At 74.6% G+C, this 15,239-nt stretch carries 6 protein-coding genes; 1 reads left to right on the top strand and 5 read right to left on the bottom strand.

The genetic code is table 11. The annotated features are described in order from the left end of the window. The 5 genes from E1300_RS23030 to E1300_RS23010 form a co-directional block, all read right to left on the bottom strand. Positions 1-902, bottom strand: a 902-nt coding sequence (locus E1300_RS23030; RefSeq protein WP_207399910.1) for a hypothetical protein, incomplete at its 3' end; no start/stop codon positions are given. After that, positions 899-5,980 carry a VCBS repeat-containing protein gene (locus tag E1300_RS23025; protein ID WP_131759120.1) on the bottom strand — a complete coding sequence of 1,694 codons (5,082 nt, stop codon included), beginning with the start codon at positions 5,978-5,980 and terminating at the stop codon, positions 899-901. The genes E1300_RS23025 and E1300_RS23030, both read right to left, overlap by 4 nt. A gap of 1 nt (position 5,981) precedes the next feature. Beyond that, complete coding sequence (locus E1300_RS51675) at positions 5,982-9,434, bottom strand: DUF6603 domain-containing protein (RefSeq protein WP_207399909.1); 3,453 nt, start codon at positions 9,432-9,434, stop codon at positions 5,982-5,984. After that, positions 9,431-13,618, bottom strand: coding sequence for a peptidoglycan-binding protein (locus tag E1300_RS23015; RefSeq protein ID WP_131759119.1), 4,188 nt, complete (start codon positions 13,616-13,618; stop codon positions 9,431-9,433). The genes E1300_RS51675 and E1300_RS23015 overlap by 4 nt, the downstream gene beginning before the upstream one ends. A gap of 522 nt (positions 13,619-14,140) precedes the next feature. Beyond that, complete coding sequence (locus E1300_RS23010; protein WP_165502947.1) at positions 14,141-14,683, bottom strand: GNAT family N-acetyltransferase; 543 nt, start codon at positions 14,681-14,683, stop codon at positions 14,141-14,143. A gap of 197 nt (positions 14,684-14,880) precedes the next feature. Between E1300_RS23010 and E1300_RS23005 the strand changes: the two genes are divergently transcribed. Then, entirely contained in the window at positions 14,881-15,219 is a 339-nt protein-coding gene (locus tag E1300_RS23005) for a hypothetical protein (RefSeq protein WP_131759117.1), read from the top strand. The last annotated feature ends 20 nt before the right edge of the window (positions 15,220-15,239 follow it).

Raw genomic sequence — 15,239 nt, 5'->3', positions numbered from 1 at the left:
AGGTCGCCGGTCCGGGAGGCGAGCGGGAGGGCCAGGGCCTCCGCGAGCAGCGCCGCCGCGCTGTCCGGGCCGACGGCCGTCGCGGGCGCGCCGGTGACGCGGGCGCTCGCCGCCGTCTCGCGGGACCTGGGCGCGTACCCGCTGGACACGGTCTCGGTGTTGTTGGTCGGCGTGCCGGGCGGGACGAACCCGAGCCCGACCGTCGCGGCCTGCGCCTCCAGCAGCTCCGCCAGTTTCGCGGCGGCCGTCTCCGGCGCGGCCTTCTCGTCCACGCCGTAGACGACGAGCAGCGTGATCTCCTCGGTGACGCCGTCCACGGCGACCGCCATCCCGGCGTCCACCGCGGCGGGGAAGTCGACGAGCCACCGCATGCCCTCGTCGACCGGGGCGTCCTCGTCGGTGAGCGCGGCGAGGCCCTGCGGCGCGCGCGGCGACGGGCCGACCGCGAGGTCCGGCCGGACCTCCTTGGGGAAGTCGGCCGTGATCACCCGTCCGCTGGCCGTGCGGGCGGCGAGCCGCCAGCGGGTGGGCATCGCGCGGGCGTGGGGCGCCTCCTCCCAGGTGTCCGTGCGTTCGAGCGGGCCGGGGAACGTGCCGGTGTCGTCGGGCTGCATGACCCGCGCGATCCAGGCCGCGCGAGGCGCGCCGTGATACAGGACGAGCTCCTCCCACGCGGCTTCGGGCTCGTTCTGGCGCGTCCAGTAGCGGTGGCCGGCGTCCCGCTCGGTGGGAGTCAGCTTCGCCTCGTGCGAGTCGACGTGGATCTGGTCCGGGTAGACCCGGACGAGCAGCCGGGGGCCGTCGAACCTCGTCTCCAGGCGGACGGGCAGCAGCGCCACCGGGTACCGGGCGGACAGCGACCAGCCCGTGGCGGGCACCTGGCCGGACAGTGCGGGACTCATGAGCGGGCTCCGATCGGTCCAGTGGCCGCGGGGACGATGAGTGCGCCGGACGCGGCCCCGGCGAGGGCGGTCGGCTCGGCGAGACCGTCCGGGGACGGGTCGGGAGGCAGCAGGTCGCTCGCGTGCCGGGCGACGAGCGCGGGGCGTTGCAGGGCGACGCGGGCCATGTCGGCGGCGTTGCGGCCGAAGACGGCGCCGTCGAGCGGCTCGCCGCCGAAGCCGGGCGCGTAGGGCGACAGGAACAGGGCGTCCGCCGGGAGGTGGCCCCAGTGCAGGTCGTCCCAGTGGGCGCCCGCCCAGGGAGTTCCGGGCACCCAGTCCTCGGGCGGGTCGTCCACGCCGAACCGGGTCGCCGTGGGCTGCTCGCGCAGGACGAAGAAGTGCCCCGGCCGGTTCTTCCCCGGGTCGGCGTCGCCCCGGGCCTCGTCCGCCGTCAGCGGGAAGCCGAACAGCAGCAGGTCGGGGTTCAGCCAGGCGTGGAAGGTGGGCAGGACGTCGGGTCCGGTGCAGTCGCGGCGGCCGTCCTTCCACGTCGCGGCGCGCATGGTGACGACCGTGGACGGGTAGCGGCGCATCGCCTCGCCGCGGATCACGAGGATCAGCGACCGCTCGCCGGGCGCGCCGACGGCGGTGAGGTGGCTGCCGAGCGGCCCGTTCCGCCACACGGGATCGGTGAACGGCGGGATGTCGGTCAGCGGCGCCCCGGCGGAGGCGGCGTTCCGCACGTCCCAGAACTGCGGGAACCAGGTGTTGCGGGGGTCGGCGGGGAAGCCGCGCCACAGCATCTCCCGGCTCATCTCGTGGTTCAGCCCCACGAGGAACGCCTCGATGAACCGCGGGTTCGCGGCGAGCGCGGTCAGCGTCTCGGGCGCCACCTCCGGCAGCCCGGGCACGACGTTCTCCTGCGACAGCCCGCGCAGCAGCTCGTACGCGGGCACGTTGAACCGGACGCCCGCGAGCAGCCGCCGCAGCGGGTCCCCGGTGTCGGGGATCGCCGCGGCGAGCGGCCCGTCGCCGAGCCGCAGCCCGTCGAGGACCTTCCGGGGCACCGTCGCCTCCGGCCGGAGCTGCTCCCTGACGGCCGCCGCCGTCGCGTCCACCGGGACCTCCGCGCCGCGCTCGTTCCGGGCGAGCGCCTGCGCCGGCGCCAGGTACTGCTGGTGCTTCAGCGCCGCCTTCATGAAGTCGTCGCCCATCGCGGCGCGGTCGGCGACCAGGCTCGGCCGCAGGTCGGCCAGCGCGACGCCGCCGCCGCGGACGGACGCGCCGGGCAGCCGCTCGACGGTCCGCGCCTCCGTCCAGCCGGTGGCGGTGCCGTCCGCGCCGAGGTCGAACCCGATGCGGTAGGCGGCGTCGTTGCCGCCCCCGGCGCTGCCGACCCGGTAGACGAGCAGGTCGGGGCGGCGCGTCCCGCTGAAGTCGGCGACGACGATCCCGGCGCCGTGCCCCCAGCCCGCCTCCCGGTCCTGCGGGACGGGCACGAGGCCGCTCCAGCCGCCGAGGACGACGCCGCGCCGGTTGAGCGTCCGGCCGATCCCGTACCCGGCGAACGGCTTGCCCGCGGTGTCGGTGCCGCTGAGGAACACGACGAGGTCGGGCCGCAGGTCCTGGGTGACGTCCGCGACGTCCACGGCCACGTCGCCGAACGAGGCGAACGTGTAAGGCAGCGTCACCGTGTCGCTCCAGCCGCCGGTCACGACCCCGTCGTCGGACAGCCGCCAGCCGATCCGGTAGCAGATCCGGCCGTTCGCGGTGTAGACGAAGACCAGCTCGGCGCGGCCGTCGCCGTCGATGTCGGCGAGCGCGATGTCGGCGCCCTGCGCGGGCGCGCCGAGCGGGTCGTGCAGCCTGCGCGGCGCGCTCCACCGGGCGGGCACGCCCTCGGTGTCGAGGTCGAGGCCGAGCTGGTAGGTGACGTGTCCGAGCTCGTCGCCGAGGACCACCATGACCTGCGGACCGGACGGGGTGATCCGGCCCGCCGTCACGGCCATCACCTCCACGTCGATGCCGCCGAGGTTCGGCCCGGTGCGGGCGCCGGAGAACCCGCCGATCCGCCCGTCGGCGTCGAAGCCGTGCGCGACCCGGTGCCGGACGCGCCCGGCGCCGCCCTCCTTGGCGAAGTCGGCGACGATCAGGGACGAGAACAGCCCGACCCGGGACGCCCACCGCTTGTCGGGCACCGGGACGTCGGCCGGCCCCCCGGCGCCGCGCACGTCGCGGGGGAAGCCGTGGTCGGTCCACAGGTTGTTGTGGTCGACGGACGCGAGCCGCCCGTCGGCGGTGACCGCGAACAGCTCGCTGTCCCGGCCCTCCCGCGGCAGGACGGGACCCGGCTGCCGGAGCGAGAGGCCGCCCGGCGGGCGCAGCCGCGCGTTGCTCCAGTTCCACGTGTCGCCGCCGGCGTGCTCCAGACGGCACATCACGACGTCGTTCGGGTTCGCGTCGGGGACGACGAGCATGCTGATGGTGGGGCGGCCGTAGAAGTCCACCCCGGCCTGCCGCGCCACCGACACCACGGACGTCCCGTTGTACGGCTCCCAGTAGTTGGAGGCCGGCCGGAGGTCGCCGCGAGTGAGGATGAAGTTCCCGTCCCGGGACGCGTAGGCCATCCCGGTGAGGTGCTCGTAGTCCGGCCAGGGGGCCGCGAGGTTGCCGTTCACCAGCGGCGTGGGGTTCTCGCCGACGTTCAGGTTGATCCATTCCGGGGTGGTGGACACCTGCCGGACGCACGCGTGCAGCCCGCCCAGGTTGGTCGTGACGTAGACGAAGTCGCGGTTGCGGGACGAGATCGGGCCGATCAGCACCTCCTTCGGGCTGGGGAAGGAGGGGCGGCCGAGGGCCCGCCACGTCCAGGTGCGGGCCTGGTAGTCCCAGTCGAGGGCGTGCAGGCCGTTGTCGCCTCCCAGGACGTAGACGCTGGTGCCGCCCGCGTGCGGGTCGGTCCGGGCCCCGCCCGGAGGGGCACCGCGGTCGGCCCAGAGGAAACCGGCGCTCGGCGCGTCCCAGTACCGCTCCCACAGCCTCCCGTCGGCGGTGCGGACCAGCACCTGCGGTGCTCCGCCGGTCCGGATGGCGGCACCGGCCGACCGCACGGGCTGCCCGCTCGGCGGCATCCCGTGGTCGAGCCACAGCCAGCCGCCCTCGACGAGGCGCCGCTCGAACAGGTGGCCGTCGTCCGTCGCGACGAAGAACCGGCCCTGCACCATGTCCCCGCCCTCGGACGCGAGCGTCCGCGGCCTGTCGTCCGGCACGACGGCGGGGCCCGAGGCCGAGACGGCGGCCGAGACGACGACCGGGGCCGAGTCCTCCGCGGGGGCGGTCGCGGCGGCCACGCCGGCTCGGGTGGTGTTCCACCAGGGGTCGGCCATCGCGGCGCGGATGGACGCCTCGTCCACCGAGCCCAGCAACCGGCCCGCGACCTTCGTGAACGGCGTGCCTCCGGCCGGGACGTCCGCCGGCGGGACGGCGGTCTCGCCCGTCGCGAGCCGCTCCACCGGGGCGGGCACGGTGCCCGCGCGCGACGCCAGCGGGCCGCGCGGGCGCAGCAGCCGCCGCATCGGCACGGACGTGGCCGCCCGCAGCCCGGCGTTTCCGGCCAGCTCGTCGCCGACGCTCGGCCCGCCCTCCACGTCGCCGCCCACCGGACCGTCGCCCTTCAGGCCGTCCGGCCCCTTCGGGCCGATGCCCGCGCCCGTCCGGGCGGCGCTCGCGTCCGGCGCCTCGATCTCGCCGAGGACGGGACCGGTGACGGCGAGCAGCTGAGCGTCGGTGAGCGCCCCGCCGGGCTGCTCCGGGTCGAGCCGCTTGGCGTGGAGGGCGGCGGACACGTCGCGCGCCGCCTGCCCCTTCAGCAGCACCTCGCTCATGTCGCGGACGGCGGCCGCCGCCTCCCACGCGGCCGCCGCCAGGTCCTCCTGGTGCCGCTGGACGATCTCGGTCCCGAGCGCGGCCGCGGCCCGGTAACGCGGGTCGAGGTTCAGCTCCCGCAGCCACTTCGGCTCGTTCGCGGGGAGATCCACCTCCGCCGTGTGGACGGCCCCGTACAGCGGTGGGGTGAGCCACTCGTCGGTGTCCTGGAGCAGCTCCTCGATCACCTCCCGCCAGGACGCGCGGACGCCCTCGTCCCAGACGGTCGGCTCCATCACCGGCGACGACAGCGCGCCCTCGAAGCCGAGCACGGACGTGCCCTCCCGGCCCGCGGGCTCGGTGGGGGGCAGCCCGCCGCCCGGCGCGGAGATGTCCACCGGACGCTTGCCGACCTCCGGGGGCAGCGGGCGCGCGCGCAACCTCCGGACCAGGGACTCGAAGTCGCCCTCCGGTCCCGTGGTGAACGACCAGTGGTGGTAGGCGGGCAGCACGACGACGTCCTGCTGGGTGGGCTTCGGGGAGCCCGGCCCCCACGCGGGGACCAGCGCCCCGGTCTGGGCGGGCCGCCCGCCGGTGCCCGCGACCCGTCCGGCCTCGAAGGCGGGGACGACCGCCGCGTGGTAGCGGGTCCCGGCCTGGAGCCTGCGCGGGCAGACCAGCCGCGACAGCGTGCGTTCGGGATGGTCGCGCAGGACGTCCGCGACGTCGCCGCCCTCCTCGGTGAGCAGGACCTGCGCGTGCGCCCACGCCCACGACTCGGACAGCGGCGGCAGCTCGCGGACCGCGCAGGTCAGCGTCGGCAGCGCCCCGGCGGGCTCGTTGATCTCGCCGTCCTCCGCCGGGACGGCGACGAGCACGAGCCAGGGGCGGAGCCGGCCCTGCGCGTCGGCCTCGGCCGGGGTGAACGCCCACGGCAGGTCAGGGCGGTCGAACTCGACCGCGGCGAACAGGGTGTCCTCGGCGCCGTCGGTGCCGGGCGCCGGGAAGCTCCGGATGACCTGGCGGTCGTCCAGGCCGGTGACGTCGCCGGGCCCGTGGATCGCCGCGGTCGCGTCCGCCGGGACCACCCGCCCGTCGTCGGCGGTGAAGCCGACGTGCAGCGGGATCTCGCCGCGCAGCCTCGGCAGGGCGCCGCTCAGCGGGTCGGCGCCGGTGACGGCGCGGGCCAGGCCGTCCCGGACCCAGGGCAGGAAACGCAGTCCGGCGGCCATGTCAGGACACCTCCGAGTGGTCGGTCGAATGGTCGATACGGGCGGCGAGGGGTCGCGCGGCGAAGCGGGCGGGGCCGGTGGTGCGGGTCCGCGCGTTCGCGGCGGGTCCGTTCCCGGCGAACAGGGCGAGCAGCCCGCCGTCGCCGCCGCCGTCGCCGTTGCGGGCGGACGCGTCGCGGGCGGCGCGGTGGGCGTCCTCCATGGGACGGGCCGCGGTGTCGGGGTCGTCGATGATGATCCGGTCGTAGGACGCGTCGTCGCCCGCGGTCGTGAAGACGGTCAGCGCGGCGCCGGGCAGGTCCGTCCCGGCGGGCGCGACGAGCCGCCGTCCCGCCGGGCGGCGCTCGGACTGCGGGCGCTCGACCATCTCCGCCTGCGTCAGGTCGAAGAACTGGCCCGGCGCGTAGTAGTCGTCGATCGTGTCGCCGAGGGTCCCGGCCTCCCCGCCGATCGTGAACGAGGTGATGTCGAAGCGGCGGGGGCCCTCGACGCGGCTGGTGCCGAGGCGGTCCAGGTCCACGCCGAGCGGCAGGAGGTTCTGCCGGACGCCGAGGACCGCGCCCGGGTGCATGAGGACCTGCCCGGCGGGCAGCTCCGGAGTGCTCAGGGCGGCCATCTCCCCGCCGCCGTCCGGAGTGGTGACGTCCCAGGTCCCCGGCTGCTTGAGGGCGTCGAGCAGCAGGTCGGCGGCGTTGACGAACGTCGGCCGGTTCTCCTCGGTCGGGTCGCCGAGCACCTTGTCGATGCGCTTGCTGACGTCCAGGAACAGGAGGTGGATCGTCAGCTCGCCGTGCAGCCGCCAGGGTCCCGGGCCGCTGATGCCGATGAGCGCCGTGATGGCGAGGAAGGTCGTGTCGCCCCACTTCACCGACAGGGTCACGCCGAGCTCCGCGGTCAGCCAGAACGGCTTGAACTGGATCAGCGCGTCGAGCCAGGCGCGGCCGTCCACGACCAGTTTCGAGAGCGCGAAGTGCAGGTAGACCGCGCCGCCGAACTGGACGCTGTTGCTCGTCACGGCGAGGTACGCCTCAAGGCGGAGCAGGTCGCCGCTCTTGTTGAGGTTGATGGAGAAGCGCTTCAGGTCGGGGAACCCGGCCGGCTTCTGGAACGCGGGGTGGAAGCCGCCGATGGAGACGGCGAAGTTCTTCTCGCCCTTCCAGCGCAGCCGCAGCGCCATGTCGCCGCTGGCCGGGCGGCCGAACAGCTTGGAGTCGACGAGGCTGCCGTCGAGCGAGACCTCGCCCGCGCCCGGGTCGAGCGTCCCGACCACGTCGAGCTGGAACCTCCCGGCCTCCTGAAAGTTGATCACCAGCCGGCCGAGCACGACCAGCCGGATCGGCTCCGGGAACTCGATGATGATGCCGAGGTCGGCGCGGACGGTCCCGGCCAGCCACTCCAGCCGCGCCATGATCCCGACGAGCGTGCCGGTCGGGTCGGGCGGGAACATCCGCCCGAGCGTCGCGATCACGTTGGGCGCGTTGCCGACCGGGTCGGCCGGGAACAGCACCGCGTCCAGGCTCCGGGACCGGGTCGCGTTGCGCAGCTCCTCCAGGTTCGCGCGCCGGTTCAGGCCGACGATCGCCCCGAGCCCGGTCAGCGTGATCCCGGCCGGCAGCACCAGCCCCGGGCGCCACTGGAACGATCCGGACACCAGCAGCGAGTAGCTCTCGCTGCCGTCCCGCTCGGTGAAGGGCTTCCCGTCCGCCGTCTTCGTGTTGAGGACGGCGACGGCCTGGAGCCGGAACCCGCTCGACCCGGGCGCGACGCTGCTCGCCATCCCGAACTGGAACGCCCCGGAGTACATGCCGCGCGGCTCGTCGATCGACAGGTAGCCGCCGCCGTCCACCACGCCGAGCACGAGGTGCAGCCCCAGCCCGGACGGCGGCTTGAACCGCGGCGCGATGTTCGCCTTGCCGAGGTTGCCGCCCTCGTCCGGGAACGTGAGGTCGGCGGCGATGCCGACGTCCTCGATCACCGCGGTCAGGCTGCCCACCCGCACCGACAGCGTCGTGGTCGCCCAGGCGGTGACCGCCTCGTCGGCCAGCGACGCCTCGACCCCGATCCGCACCATCTCGGGGCTGACGCCGAGCACCGTGGCGTGCACCGGGAACTCCGCGATCAGCCCGGCGGCGCCGGTCAGGTGCAGCCCGGACCGGTGCGACCACGCCACGCCCAGCTCGAACGGCACCGTCACCTTCTCGTGCGGCAGGACCTGCTTGACGAACCCGTCGCCGTCGCCCCCGGCGATGACGACCTCCGCCCGTCCGGCCCGCACGCCGATCTCGATGTCGTCGCGTCCGGCGCCGAGCGCGGCGCGGAGCGCGAGCCCCAGCTCGCCGACCGCGAGGTGCACGCCGTCCGGCACGCCCACGACCCACGCGGGCTCGTCCGGCGCGGAGATCCGCGCCACCTCCGCCGCCACCCTCACCGCCGGGTCCGCGCCCGCCACCGTGACGCCGCCCGGCCCGAACGCGAACGCCTCGGCGGACAGGTCCATGTCGGCGCTGACGTTCCAGCCCCCGGCCCGACCGACGACGTGCGCCGCGATCCGCGGGACGACGATCAGCGCCGGGCGCCCCTCGATGAGCCCGAGCCCGAAGTTCGCGCCGAGCTCCACCTCGTCGCCCGCCCCGTCCGGGACGCGTGCGCGCACCGACAGCAGGTGCCCGGCGAGCCGCTCGCCGTCCGCCCCGAGGTCGGGCCCCACCCCGGGCTTGACGCCGTAGGCGGCGTCCAGGCCGAGCCCGCGCAGCAGCGCCGCCGCCTTCGGGAGGATGCGCGCCGCGGCGGTGTCGACCGCCTCCGGCGTGTCCATCCCCTCCGGCACGTACAGGGCGCGGAAGTACCCCCCGGGGTCCGACAGCAGGTCGATGAGCCGGCCGAGGTCGAAGTCCGCGCGGCGCCGCGGCAGCCGGACCGGGTTGTCGCCGGGCGGCATCGGCGCGCTGGGGTTCTCCTGGTCCCCCGCGAGCGTCGCCACACCGAGCAGGACGGCGGCCGGCAGCGTCCACCGGGCGCGCCGCGCGAGGTAGGCGGTCGGCAGGTAGTCCAGCAGGTCGCCGAGCATGGCCGTGTACAGCTCGTCCGGCACCTCGCCGCCGATCTCCGGAGGCAGCGCCTTCAGCGGCCCCGCGGCCTCGCCCAGCTTCTGGAACGCCGCCTTCCACGCCTTGAGCGAGTCGCGCGGCAGTTCGGCGGCGAGCTCGGCCATGTCCGTGACGGCCTTGCCGATGCCGTCCGCCCATTCCTGGAACGCCTGCGAGTCGTAGCCGATCAGCGGCCCGAGGTCCCATCCCAGCGCCCGCAGCAGCTGGTTCCGCCGCCACGGATCGGCCGCCGCCCGGGCCGGCTCCACGAACAGCGCGAACTCGGCGAAGATCTGCGCGAGGACGCTCCTCTCCACGTCCGCCGCGTCTGTGTCCATGGGGCCTGCGGTGTGCGTCGGGTCGGTCACGGTTGCCTCCTCGGGAGGTCGTCGGTGTCCAGGCGCAGGGAGTTCCGGCCGCCGGAGAGATTGCGGTCGGCGGGAGGCAGGGCGTCGATCGGGAGCGTGTAGGGGGTACCGGTCGGCCACGCGGGCCAGTTCCGGACGGACTCGACCGGCGCGGCGACCCCGGCGCGGGTCGCGGTGGCGCGGGCCAGCGCGGTGATGAGCGCGGTCTCGTGGTCGCCGGTCCAGGTGTTCGGCGCGCCGGAGAAGTCCGGGCCGAGCGCCTTCGCGGCGTTGAGGACCTCGTGCAGGGGCGTCGCGGCGCGTCCGGCGAAGCGGCTCTCGGGCGGTTCCGCCGCGCCGGGCTGGGCGGCGGACAGCACGAACCCGGGTTCGAGCAGGTGCAGGCAGGCGAGCATCCCCGCCGCGCGCTCGGAGGTGAACAGGTCCCCGACCCGGGCGGGACGCGGGTTGCCGTCCGCGCCGGGGACGGCCCCGACGGTCGCGGGCGCGGCGGGACCGTCCCACGGCGCGGCCAGCAGATCGTGGAGCCGCTGCCGGGCCGGCTTCCAGAAGCTCCGGCGGACGGCGCCGTCCGTCCGGGTGGCGGCGGCGAAGCGGTACATCCAGTGCCAGTCGCGGAAGATCCCGAGCGAGAACTCGTGCGCGAGCGGCGCGCCCGGCTTGCCGTTCTCGGCGGTGAGCGTGGGACGCGACCGGGGGATCCGCAGCCCGGTGTCGAGCAGGCCGCCGCCGTCGGCGCCCCAGCCCGGCAGCGGGACGAGCCCGGCGCCGCCGGTCAGCACGTCGAACGCGTCCCGGTCGGTGGCGCGCAGGAACGCGATGTAGGCCCACAGCTCGCCGGACCACTCGCGGTTCTGCCGGACGGTCGTGACCGGCGGGAACGGCCCGTCGGCGGCCCAGCCGAACGGCCCGAGGCGCAGCAGCGCGGCGTCGTTGGCGGTGACGGCGTCGAACCAGGCCCCGGCCGTCGCCTCGGCGACCGCGCGGAGCACCTTGAACGTCGAGAGCTGCTTCGCGACGTGCTCGTCCGCGCGGCGGGCGACGAGCTGCGCCAGCGTCGGCCCGGACGAGGTGTCCGGGAGCCGCGGCAGCAGGTGCTCGGGCAGCAGCTCCGAGCGGCCCGGCAGCACCGGCCCGGGCCCGTCCGGATACGAGGGGTCGGTGACGACGGAACCGAGCGGCGTCAGCTCGGGGTGGCCTGGCGGCGCCGGGCCCACGGCCGGACCGGCGATGTCGCGGGCGAACAGCCGCGTGGACGCGGACACCTGCCCGGCGCCCCACACGTTCGGGTCGACCAGCTCGGCGAGCGTCGTCCCGGACATCCGCCAGCCCTCGACCACCACCGGGCACCGCCAGCGGTTCCGCTTCCACTTCGCGATCGTGAGCTGCGTCGGCAGGTCGGCGACGCCGCTGACCGGGCCGACGTACCGGTCGGCGTCCGGGACGTCCACCGGGTGCAGGCGGTCGGAGTACCGGGCGGCGTTGCCGTCCTCGCGCGCCGCGCGGGAGCGCCGCGCGTACGTCTGGAACTCCCGCACCGCCCGGACGGTCTCGGTGTCGTACGTCCCGTAGAACCCCGACGGGGCGAGGAAGCCGAGTTCGAGCAGGTCCTTCTGGAGCTTCTCCACGACCTTGCCCGCGGTCAGGACGGCCGGGCGCCGCAACCCGTCGTACACGGCGGGCCCGGACGCGTTCGCGTCGTGGTCGAACTCCCGCAGCACGAACCCGTACGGGATGTCCTCGGTGAGGGACGGGCCGAGGTCGAGGTTCACCTCGTACGTCGTCAACGGGCCCGGTTCCGGCCGGTCGCCGAGATGCCACCACAGCGTCTGCGTGGCCTTCTTGTCCTCGCCCTGCCCCCAGGAGAACGACAGCTCCCCGAGGTTGCAGTACCCGACGATCTCCTTGCCGCTGCCCCAGTCGCCGGTGTAGCCGTCGAAGTCGCGGGACGCCGCCAGGTACTCGGCGAGCGCCTCGGGCCCCGACTTCCCCGTCGGGTCGCCCACCGGCACGGCCCCGGTGGCGCTCCGCTTCGGATCGGCCTCGTCATGCCGGACGAACCGCGTCGCCAGCCGCCACTCGGGCTGGACGGTGAGCATCCGCCCCTCGCTCAGCTCGCCGACGGACGGCTTGCCCTGCACCGACCAGCCGACCGGATCGCCGCCCGTCAGCGGCACCTCGACGCCCACCTGGCGCCGCGCCCCGCCGCGGTCCTCCCCGGACCAGCCGACATAGTGCAGGTGCGGGACGACGTCGCCGATCCCGTAGCCCGTCTTGTGCAGCAGCTTCGTCAGGTCGTCCTCGTTGCGGAGCGCGCTGGCGACGAACGTGGCGAGCACCGCCTCCGTCCGGTTCTCGCCCTCGTACGGCTTCGTCCGGTCGGGCCCGCACGCGTACGGCAGCACCGCCGAGTACCGCGACCGCTCCGCGAACCCGTAGTGGACGTCCCCGCCGAGCAGGACGAGCCGGCGCCGCCGCACCCCGTCCGCGTCCTTCGGCGCCGCCGCGCACAGCCGCCCGACCATCTTGTGCAGCGACGCGTCGTCGTGGAACCAGGCGTCCTCCGCGTCCGCCGCGTACCGGCCGCCCCACGCCTTGGCGAGGGGCTGGACGATCTGCTCGACGGCCGGGACGCCGAGGAACGCGGTCGGCTGCGCGACGATCGTCACCGCGTCGTCCCCGAGCGGCGGCTCGGCGCCCACCATCGCGTCGATCGGGCCGTCGTCCAGCAGCAGCACGCCCCGGTTGCCGACGTAGCGGCGCCACGTCCGGGTGTCGAGGACGACGAGCTGGTAGCGCGGCCAGGTGATCGTGTAGTGGTAGGCCAGCATGTCCGCCGCGGGCGGCTTCACCTGGACGCCGTCCTTCAGCTCCAGCGGCAGCCCGAGCCCGGTGCGCAGCGCCGCGTCGTCGGCCGCGCCGGGCGCCGCGAGCCAGCGCTCCAGCGCCCCGAGCACCGCGCGGCCCGGCGTGCCGTCCGCGAACCGGTCCGGCGTGTTGCCCCAGTGCTGGAACACCGCGTACGCGGCGAGGGCGTTGCGCACGACCCGCCGCCCGAGCCCGTCCGCGATGACGGCCTTGGTGATCCACTCGGTGCCGATGTTCCAGTCGTCGGAGACGTCGTGGTCGTCGAAGACCATGTACGTCGGGACGTTCGCCAGCGCCCGCCGCACCAGCGACAACCCCTCCCGGAACTCCTCCAGCATCGGCGCCTCCTCGCGCCAGCGCTCGAACCGCTCCGCGATCGCCTTCTGATGCTTGAACGGCCGGTACGGCAGCCCCTGGACGATCAGCCGGTACACGTCCTCGCCGGGCTTGCGCCGCGCCGGGTCCTTGAGGATCGCGGTGTCCTCGGGGAAGACGTCCTCGAACCTGGGGACCGGCCCGGTCCACAGCACGTCCGACCACACCATCAGGTACATGCCGACGTACTCGCGGAACGACATCAGATGGCTGTCGCAGTGCCCGGACGTGAAGTGCGCCTGCTTCTGCATCACGTCCCGCCGCAGACCGGGACGCAGCGCCGTGTCCGCCGGGCCGCCCTCCGCCGGAAGCGTCTCCGCGGCCATCCCCAGCGCGGCGGTGGCCTGCTGGATCATGACCAGCAGCGGGTCCGCCACGTTGTCGGCGTAGATCTGGTCCCCGGTCATGATCATCTGATGCGGGCGCGCCAGCGGATCCCCAACACTCACCCGGACGATGTGGTCGAGCGCGGGCAGCAGGTCCTTGCCCTCCGCGTGCGGCCGGCGGCACGACCCGTGGAAGACGCGCAGCTTGTTCGGATCGTCCGGCGGCGTCGGGAAGCTCGGCCACCCGGGACCGCCCGGATAGGCCAGCGCCCCCTTCGCCTCCTTCGGATCGGCGTGGACGACGCCCGCCGAAAGCAGCGACGTCCGCTGCCCGCCGAAGTCGAGGTCATAGCCGAACAGCGCCCCGGCGCCGAACGTCCCGCGCACGGTCACCGCCACGACGTGCAGCGACTCCCCCAGCCGCACGGTCGGCGCCGCCGCCGACACCTCCGGCGCGCCCCGCGCGTACCCGGGCGCCGGGCCGAGCGGGAACACCCGCAGCGTGGCCTGGCAGTGCTCCCGCACCCCGACGACGACGGTCACGCTCGTCCGATCGACCCTCCGGACCATCGGCCCGAACACGACGAACGGCGTGGTGGAAGCGATCTCGCTCAACCTGTGGCCCCCTAGCCCGCGGGAGGGAGCCGCGCCACGCCGGGCGCCCGGGTCCCCCGACCCGGCCGCCTCCGGCCGCCGCCGATCCCGGCGGCGGACTCCCCCGAAAGTCCGCCCGCCCGGCCCGGCACGCCGCGCGCGCCGTCCGGAACGAACGCCCACAACCATGCCGGGAACCCCCGAACCCGAACATCCCTGACCTCAGGTATTCCGAACCACCTTCGGTCCTCGGCTACCCTCGCACTCGCGCTCGCACTGCTGAGTAGTCCCGTGCTGGGCCATTTCGCCCTCCGTCGGCGGGCTGGACGGGGCCCTGACCGCCGCCCCGCCTCCCGGCGCGTCGAGGGCCGTTACGGCGGGTCATCTCCGCACACGATCACATGTGCACGATCTGGACCGTTTGCCGTCGGGCCTGGACTACTACGACGATTTCCGGCTGGCGAAGGATCTCCTGCGGGCGGCGATGGAGGACGACTGCCGGTGAAAGATCGGATGACCGGCACGTGCACGCTCAGGACTCCGTCAAGCGGACCGGTGCCGCTCCCAGTCATCGCGGTCGAGGACGCAGATCCTGATCCGCTCCCCGGACGCCCCGACGGCCTCGCGCTCCACGCGCATGCCCAACCTGATCGCGACGCGCTCGGACGCGGCGTTCTCCGGCCAGAACCTCGCCACCACCCGCTCGGCGCCGAGCCGCTCGAACGCGTCGTCGCGGACCGCGGTCGCGGCCTCCACCGCGAACCCCCGCCCCCAGTACCGCGGGTACAACCACCAGCCGATCTCGAACGCCGAACTCTCGACCCCGGGAAACCGCGTCCCGGCGTACGCGAGCACCGCGACACCGAGAAAGGCGCCGTCACCGAGAATGCCGCGCCACCCGAACCCGTGCGCACGCCAATGCTCCAGGTAGACGCGGTGCCTCTGCTCGACGAACTCCGCGTCCCATGGACGTCCGTCCGCGAGATAACGGTGGACGAGCGGATCCGAGGTCAGCCGCGCCAGCTCGTCCTTGAACCGCTCCTCCCACGGCACCAGGAGCAACCGCTCCGTGACCAGCTCGCTCACACCGCCACTATGCCAAAGCGCGCCCTGGCCAACGGCGTTCGCGCTCGACCACGGGACGCTCGCCGGAGGGTGTCGCTTCCCGAAGCCAAGATCATCAATGGCTAGGGTCGTGCATGAGCGGTGTCTCGATCCTCCCAGAAGTCAATGAGCTCAATTCGCTCACCCATCTGCACCTGGGAAAAGGACAAAGGAGACTCATGCGCAGGATATTGCCGAGGATCGGCGTGGTCGGCGTGCTGGCGTCCAGCCTGGCACTGGCCGTGCCCGCGGACGGGCAGGCCGACGAGCCGCCCCTGGCGTCACTGATCAGCGTTCCGGTGAACAAGGTGAAGAACAAGTGCGGGGTCAGCCACCCCGTCCTCGGCACGGGCCACGGCCGGTGCGCCGGAGGGGCCGTCGCCGCGGTGGAACGGCCGGTCGTGTCGCTGCTGGACGCGCCGATCAACCTCGTCAAGAACAAGTGCGGCAATGCCAGTCCCGTCCTCGGCGTGGCCCACGCCGGCTGCAAGGGCGGCGCTGCGGCGATCGACCGCTAGGGCGTCGGCACGCGGGCGGT

It is taken from the genome of Actinomadura fibrosa, from assembly GCF_900659615.1.
GTDB lineage: Bacteria > Actinomycetota > Actinomycetes > Streptosporangiales > Streptosporangiaceae > Spirillospora > Spirillospora fibrosa.
Note: the sequence above shows the minus strand (reverse complement) of the source record. Positions and strands in the feature narration are given on the sequence as shown.